Origin of the sequence: Lentzea sp. NPDC060358, assembly GCF_042725365.1 — a bacterium.
Classification (GTDB): domain Bacteria; phylum Actinomycetota; class Actinomycetes; order Mycobacteriales; family Pseudonocardiaceae; genus Lentzea.
Window position 1 is genome coordinate 1 of the sequence record NZ_JBHXCW010000307.1, and the last position, 7,798, is coordinate 7,798.

The following is a 7,798-nucleotide window of genomic DNA, read 5'->3' on the forward strand; positions in this document are numbered from 1 at the left end:
GCCTCGAGGCGAGGAGATTCCCTGATGTCGAGAAGAGCGATCGCGCTGGCGCTGGCCGCCGCGCTGGCAGGGGCGGCGGCCCCCGCGCACGCGGCGCCGGCGGGCACCACCACGGCACAACAGCGGCACGGGCCGGGAGCGCGTGGGCTCGCGACCGTCACGCTGGTCACCGGCGACGAGGTCGTCCTCGACGGCGACCGGCTCGTCTCCGTCACCCCCGGCGCGCACCGGCGGCACATCTCGTTCCAGGTCACCCGGCACGGCGGCCGCGTGCACGTCGTCCCCTCCGACGCGGCGGGGCCGCTCGCCCTGGGACGGCTGGACGAGCGGCTGTTCGACGTCACCGGTCTCGTCGAGGCCGGGTACGACGACGCCCGGCGCGACACGGTGCCGGTGATCGTCTCCGGCGGCCGCCCGCCGACGGGAGCGCGGGTGGCGGGGGCGCTGCCCGTCGTGGACGCGGTCGCGGCCGAGGTGCCGAAGGCGACCGGGTGGCGGGCGCTGCCGGAGGGCGCCGGCAAGGTCTGGCTGGACGGGGTGGCCCGGCCGCTGCTGGACCGCAGCACCGCCCAGGTCGGCGCGCCCGCCGCGTGGGCGGCGGGACTGACGGGCGCGGGCGTGAAGGTCGGTGTGGTCGACACCGGTGTGGAGGGCGATCACCCCGACCTGGCCGGGCGGGAGATCGCCGCGCGCGACTTCACCGGCGAGCAGGACGGGATCGACCACTTCGGCCACGGAACGCACGTCGCGGCCACGATCGCGAGCCACCGCGCGCCGTACCGGGGTGTCGCCCCGGACGCCCGGTTGCTCGACGCCAAGGTCTGCGACTCGCGGGGCGCGTGCCCGGAGTCGACGATCATCGAAGGGATGCGGTGGGCCGCGGAGCAGGGCGCCGACGTGGTCAACATCAGCCTCGGCCTGCCCGCCACCGACGATCTCGACCCGGTCGAGGCGGCCGTGGAGGCGCTGTCGGCGGCGCACGGCACGTTGTTCGTCGTCTCGGCGGGCAACGAGGGAGCGGCGGAGTCCGTGCTGTCCCCCGGCACCGCGGACTCGGCGCTGACGGTCGGCGCGGTGGACCGCGACGACTCGCTCGCCGACTTCTCCAGCCGGGGCCCGCGGGTGCCCGACGGCGCGGTCAAACCCGACATCACCGCGCCCGGCGTGGGCATCGTCGCGGCGAGGGCGAGCACCGGCGGCTTCCCCGGTGTCCCCGGCAACCCGGCGCACACCGTCCTGTCCGGCACGTCGATGGCCTCCCCGCACGTCGCGGGGGCCGCGGCGCTCGTGGCGCAGCGGCACCCCGACTGGACCGGCGCGCGGCTCAAGGCGGCGCTGACCGCCTCGGCGCGGCCGAACCCCGCGCTCGGCGTCTTCGACCAGGGCTCCGGCCGGCTGGACGTCGCCGCCGCGCTGGCGACGACGGTGACCAGCGAGCCTTCCTCCGTCGCACTGGGCGTGCAGGAGTGGCCGCACGACGACGACGTCCCGCTGGTGAAACCCCTCGTGTACCGCAACGACGGCCCGCAGCCGGTCACGCTGGACCTGGCGGTGCGGGGTCGTGGGCCCGACGGCTCCGACCAGCCGGTGTTCTCGGTGTCCCCGGCCCGCACCACCGTCCCGGCGGGCGGCACCGCGGAGGTCGCCGTCACCGGTGACGCGCGGAAGGGACCGGTGGACGGGGTGTACTCGGGGTCGGTGGTGGCCACCGCGAACGGCGCGGAGGTGCTGCGGACACCGCTCGGGATGAACCGGGAGACCGAGCGCCACCCCGTCACCTTCGACTTCCCCGGCGCGCCGGACGGCACGAGGTCGACGGTCGTCGTGAACGCGGCCACCGGTGCCCGGACCTACCTGCGGGGCGGCAGCGCGCGGCTGCCCGCGGGCGACTACCTGGTCCAGGCGGTGCTGGGGCCGCAGGACGGCCCGCACACCGTCGTCACCCGGCCCGACCTGCGGGTGACCGGACCGGCGCACGTGGTCCTCGACGCGCGTCCGGCACGGCCGCTGGAGGTGGCCGCGCCCGACCCGGCGGCGGCCGCCGGTCAGCACCGCCTGGTGGTCCAGCGCAGGCTCTCCGGTGGCACCACGTCCCTGGAGGTCGTGCACCCCACCGGTTTCCCCGCCGGGACGCGGGTGGGCCACGCCGGGCCGTCGCTGCCCGCCGGCGACCTCGACGTGTTCGTGGCCGCCGAGTTCGCGAGCCCGTCCGGCACCTACTGGCTGGCGTGGAACGAACAGGGCCGGGTGCCCGACGGGTTCGTGCGCAGGCCCCGGCGGGCGGAGCTCGCGCAGGTGCGCACCACGATCGCGCTGAAGGCATCGGGTGGACGCGAGAACGTCCTGGACATCGCGATGTCCCCGTCCGGGGCGTTCGGTCCCGTCTTCGAGGCGGACGTGCCCGACTCGCGCACCGTGACCAGGTACGCGACGCCGGGCGTCCCCTGGACCTCGATGTTCTTCGGATTGGGGAGAACGATGGTGGGAGAGCAGGAGAGGTACCGTGCGGGCCGCACCCACGACCGCACGTTCGGCGCGCCCGTGGTCGGACCGGTGATGTACAACGACGCCAGTCCGAGCCTGACGCGCACCGGGAACGACGTGCTGGTGTCGCTGCCGATGTTCGGCGACCGGGAGCGCAACCAGGGCTACTTCGTCACCACCGCCGCACGGACGGCCCTGTACCGCGACGGGACGCTCGTGGGCGAGAACGCGGGCAGCGGGTACGGGGTGTTCACCGTGCCGCCGGGACCGGGCACCTACCGCGCCCGTGCCGAGGCGACGCGGTCCCCGGACGTGTCGGAGCTGAGCACCCGCGTCGTGGTGGACTGGACGTTCCGCTCGGACACGACCTCCGGTGAGCGCCGGCTGCCGATGTCGGTCGTGCGGTTCACGCCGGCGCTGGACCGCACGGGAACCGCCGCGGCGAACCGCCCGCTGAGCGTGCCGCTCGTCGTGGACCGCCAGCCCGGTGCGGACAACCCGCCGTTGGGCCGCTTCCGCGTCGAGGCCTCCTACGACGACGGGGCGCACTGGACGAGCGTGCCGGTCCTGGGGCACACGGCGCTCGTCGGGAACCGGGCGCCCGCGGGGGCGTTCGTGTCGCTGCGGGTGCGGGCCGCCGACGGCCGCGGCGGGGCACTGGACCAGACCGTGATCCGGGCCTACCGGCTCGGCTGACGGTCTGCGCGGGCGCCGGGCGGGGTAGCGGTGCTCCGCCCGGCGTCACGGGCACCGGGCCGGTCGAACACCCAGGGTCGGCCACAGGCACCGGACCGGTCACGGGCACAGGGCCAGCCACGGACACCGGACCGGCCACAGGCACCGGGCCAGCCACGAACACCCGGCTGGCCACGAACACCCGGCCGGTCACGAACACCCGGCCGGTCACGAACACCCGGCCGGTCACGAACACCCGGCCGGTCACGAACACCCGGCCGGTCACGAACACCCGGCCGGTCACGGGCACAGGGCGCGTCGCTCGACGCCGGGGAAGTGCGCCTCCCAGTCCACCCCGGCCGGGTCGGCGCAGACCTCGCGGACCACGGGGTCGACGTGCACCGCGAGCCGCCACACCGCCATCCCGCGCGCCGGCAGCAAGAGCAGCTCCCCGCTGCCGGCGTCGTACCTCGCGCCGTGGAACTCCACTCCCGTGCCCCGCAACGACAACGACTCCCGGCCACCCTCGAGGTCCAGCAGCCACACCGAGTCCCGGTGCACGGCGGTGACGGTCCGGCCGTCCTGGGAGAACTCCACCAGGGCCTGGGCCGGCACGCCCTCCGCCTCGGCGAGGGTGGTGAGCCCGCCGGCGACGTCGAACACGGTGAGGCGGCCGCTGTCGAGTTCGGAGACGGCGAGTCTGCCCGCGGGACCCGCCACCGCGGCGAGCCGTGCCGCACGGCTGAGGACCGGGGTGGTCCGCCCGTCGAGGAAACGCAGCTCCACCTCGTGACGGTCCCCCTCGCGGCGCACGACGACGACACCGGTGCCGTCCTCCAACGGTACAGCGCTTTCCACACCACCACCGGGCATCCGGACCCGTGTGGTGTCACCGGGACGCCAGTACACCGCCGCGCCGTCCTCGACGGCGGACATGAGGGTGCCCGCCCGGTCGACCCCGAGGGGCATCGGCCAGCCGGTCATCGTGGCGGTCCGGCGCGGCCGGCCGGGGTCGCGGAGGTCCCAGACCTCGAACCGGTCGGCGCGGACCAGCGTGAGCGCGGTGCTCTCGTCCGCGCTGAGCAGGTACAGGTAGCCGCCGGGCGGCACGTCGATCCTGCCCGCCGGCCGCCGGTCCGCTCCCCGCCCGGTCCAGAGGCGGTAGGCCACGGCCGTCGACCCGGCGTCGACCTCGGTGGTCACGGCGATGCCGCCGGGCAGCCGCGCGTAGCCCTCGCCGAGGGTGCTCGCCGTGCCCGCCGCCCTGGCGAGCAGGAGCGCGTCGCGGGCCCGGTCGGTGGGGGCGACGCGGTAGGCGGCCAGTGCGAGCGCCGCGGCCTCGCGCGGGCGGTCCAGCCCGTCCAGCGCGGTGTCGGCGGCGCGCGACGACAGCGCCTGGTTCCGTTCGCGGGTGGCGGCGCGCTGCGCGGTGACCGCGAAGGTGGCGGTGGCCGCCAGCAGCACGACGAGCACCACGAGGCACGCGACGAGCCGCCGCAGCCGGCGCACCCCCTTCCTGCGCAGCGCTTCCCGGTGGCGTTGCGCGGCCAGGCCCGCCTCGACGAACTCGCGTTCGGCCGCGTTGAGCCGCGGGCCCAGCAGGCGGGCCTGGTCGAGGTGGGCGCCGCGGTGCAGGGCGTCCGGGTCGCGGTCGTGGGCGTGCCAGGCCTCCGCGGCGGCGGTGAGCCTGCGGTGGACCCGCAACGACTCGCGGTCCTCCTCGAGCCAGCCGCGGAACCGGGGCCACCCGCGCACCAGGGCCTCGTGGGTCAGCTCGACCGTGTCGCGGCCGAGGGTGACCAGCCGGGCGGCCGCGAGGCGGTCGAGGAGCGCGTCGTCCGCGTCGAGCTCGGCGCGGAGCACCCGGCGGCGGGTGTCCTCGGTGCCGTCGCCCGGCACGACCAGCCGCTGGAACACGTCCCGCGCCGCCCGCCGCTCGTGCTCGGGCAACGCCTCGTACACCTGGTCCGCGGTCCGGGCCAGAGCGTGTTCGATGCCGCCGGCGTCCTCGTACGCCGCGAGGGTCAGCACCGCGCCGCGGCGCCGCCGCCATGTCTCCACCAGCACGTGCGAGGCCAGCGGCAGCACCCCCGGCCCGCCCGCGATGTCGGCGACCAGCCGCGCCACCAGCGAGTTCTCCAGGGAGACCCCGCGCAGCGCGGCCGGTTCGACGACGGCGCGGCGCACCTGTTCGGCGCTCATCGGCCCGACCAGCGTCTGCGAGCGGTGCAGCGCCTCGAGCAGTTCGGGGTGGCGGGCGCAGTGCCCGTAGAAGTCGGCGCGCACCCCGAGCACGACCCTGGCGGCGCCGGCGCTGTGGGTGAGCGCCCGCACCAGCCACCGCCGGTCGGCCTCCCCGCAGAGCGTGAACGCCTCCTCGAACTGGTCGACCACGAGCAGCAGCCCGTCCCCCGCCTGGCGCAGCAGCACGCGCAGGTGCTCCGGCCCGGCGGCGAGCTCGGCGCGCACGTCGACCGCCGACCGGTCGCCGGCCAGCGCCACGGCCAGCTCGGTGATCGGGTCGGCGCCGGGCGTGATGACCACGTGCTCGCCCCACCGCGCGGCCAGCCCCGCCCGCAGCAGCGAGGACTTGCCCGCGCCCGACACCCCGAACACCCCGACGAACGGCCGCTCCCGCACCAGTTCGAGCACCCTGCCGACCTCGGTCTCCCGGCCGAAGAACCGGTCGGCGTCGGCGACCTGGTAGGCCGCCAGCCCCACGTAGGGGGCGTCGCCGGGGTCCGGGTCCTCGACGGCCAGGTCCCGCCAGCGGTCCGTCCACTGCTCGACGTCTCCCCCGCAGGCGCGGACGAACGCCCTGGTGACCGCGAGGCTCGGCAGCCGGCGCCCGGCCACGGCCTCCGACAGCGCGGCCGGCGAGTAGTTGGCCCGGCGGCCCAGCTCCCGGTAGGAGGGCAGCCCGGCGACCCTCCGCAGCTGCCGCAGGTCCTCCGCGAACCGCCGGACCGGCGTGTCCTCCCCGGCCAGCGGGCGTTCCAGATGAGGCACCGCTCCCCCTTCAGCACCTCGATGCTGCCGGACCGGGCACCGGACCACGGCCACCATGCGGACCAGTCGGCGCGGCCCGCGACTCGTCCGGCCGGAGGGATCGGTTCGTACTCCGCGGGATCGCCGGGCCCCGGAGGCCATCATGGTCACCTCGACTCCTGGAGGCGGCCCGTGAGCACAGGTTCCGCGCCGACGCGCCCGGGCCGGTCGATTCCTCGTGCCGTGGCGTACTTCTGCGGCGCCGTCGCGGGTTGCGCGCTGATCCTCGTCGTCGTGGTGGCGCTCGCGCTCGTGAGCGACCGGCTGGGCGGTGGTGCCCTCTACTTCGCCGGCCTCGTCGCCGCCCACCTGGTCGCCCGGCCGATCGGCCGGCACGTCGTCGTCCGGTGCTGGGTGGGGTTCAAGCGCACGGTGGCGGCGGACGGGTGGTCCGCGCTGCGGGACGACCCGCGGCCACCCGTGCTCTACCTGCGCTCGTTCCAGGTGGACGACCTGCTGGCGCGCACCGGCGAGACCGCGCTGGACTACTTCCGGACCGAGGAGGAACGGCTCGCGCGCGCGTTCGCGCCGATCGGGCCGCTGATCGCGATCGGACGGCCGGGCGAGCCGCTCCCGCCGGCGGGTGTGCCGCGCGTCTACGTCGGGGACGACTGGCAGCGGGAGGTGCGCGACCTCGTCGGCCGCGCCCGGTTGGTCCTCATCGGCGCGGGGCGGGGCGAGGGCCTGCGGTGGGAGCTCGACCTGGTCACCGCGACAGTGGATCCGCGCCGCGTCGTCGTCCTGCTCCCGTTCGGGGACCGGGAGTACGACCACTTCCGGTCCGGTGTGGCCGGGGTGTTCCCGCACCCGTTGCCGGACCTCTCACCGCTGCCCGGCCCGGACGACCACGAGACCAGGGCGGCGCTGCGCTTCGCCGGGGACTGGCGTGCCGAGCTGGTGCACCTGCGGACCGGCCGCGCCACCAGCCTCGAGATGGCGGTGCTGGAACAGCTCGCCCCCGTCTTCGCGCACCTGGAGGATACGCAGGCCCCGGCCCGGCTCCGGCGTCAGCGCGACCTGCGGGCGCTGGTGCTCGGTGTGGCGGGCCTCACTCTCGCCCTGACCGCGTTGTGGGGGCTGCTGCGGGCCTTCGTGCTGCGCTGATGCCTCCGGTGACATGCGGGCATGTCACCGGACCGGGGTGCTGGGGTGATGTCCCGCCGAGCCGGTTCTCCCCAGTTTTCCGGTCATCGACGTTCCGGCCGAAACGAGGGGGAAGACCATGAAGCAGGGGTTGAGGAAGGTGTCCGCAGCGATCGCGGTCGCGGGAACGGTCGTCTGCCTGGCACCCGCGGCGGCGGCGCACGCCTCCCGCGGGGTGGGCGACGCGCTCCGCGAGGACCTCCAGGAGTACCTGGACGCGCACCGGGCGCAGGACCGCATGACGGCGGTCTCGCTGCGGGTGAGCTACCCGGACCGGCGTCCGGCGATCTCCGCCGGGGTGAGCGCGGACCGGCCGGTGCCGGACGACGCGCTGTGGCAGATCGGCAGCAACACTAAGAACTCCTAACATAATGATCTTGGAATACTGTTGATCATCTGGCTGTTGACCTTGGCGTGAGGAAGGGTGATCAGCTTCCGTGGATCGTGT

General features: G+C 75.6%; 4 protein-coding genes. 3 read left to right on the forward strand and 1 reads right to left on the reverse strand.

Annotated elements, in window-relative coordinates:
• The first annotated feature begins 24 nt into the window (after positions 1-24).
• Positions 25-3,180 carry a S8 family serine peptidase gene (locus tag ACFWGZ_RS37170; protein ID WP_382456281.1) on the forward strand — a complete coding sequence of 1,052 codons (3,156 nt, stop codon included), beginning with the start codon at positions 25-27 and terminating at the stop codon, positions 3,178-3,180.
• Positions 3,181-3,459: 279 nt separating this feature from the next.
• Here ACFWGZ_RS37170 and ACFWGZ_RS37175 read toward each other — a convergent pair whose 3' ends face one another.
• A complete protein-coding gene (locus ACFWGZ_RS37175; RefSeq protein WP_382456282.1) occupies positions 3,460-6,168 on the reverse strand; it encodes a hypothetical protein in 2,709 nt (902 codons plus the stop codon).
• Positions 6,169-6,339: 171 nt separating this feature from the next.
• Between ACFWGZ_RS37175 and ACFWGZ_RS37180 the strand changes: the two genes are divergently transcribed.
• Together ACFWGZ_RS37180 and ACFWGZ_RS37185 are read left to right on the forward strand one after the other, a co-directional pair.
• Positions 6,340-7,311 (forward strand): hypothetical protein, encoded by a 972-nt coding sequence (locus ACFWGZ_RS37180; protein ID WP_382456283.1) that lies wholly within the window; start codon positions 6,340-6,342, stop codon positions 7,309-7,311.
• A 139-nt stretch (positions 7,312-7,450) separates the two neighbouring features.
• A complete protein-coding gene (locus ACFWGZ_RS37185) occupies positions 7,451-7,717 on the forward strand; it encodes a hypothetical protein (protein WP_382456284.1) in 267 nt (88 codons plus the stop codon).
• The last annotated feature ends 81 nt before the right edge of the window (positions 7,718-7,798 follow it).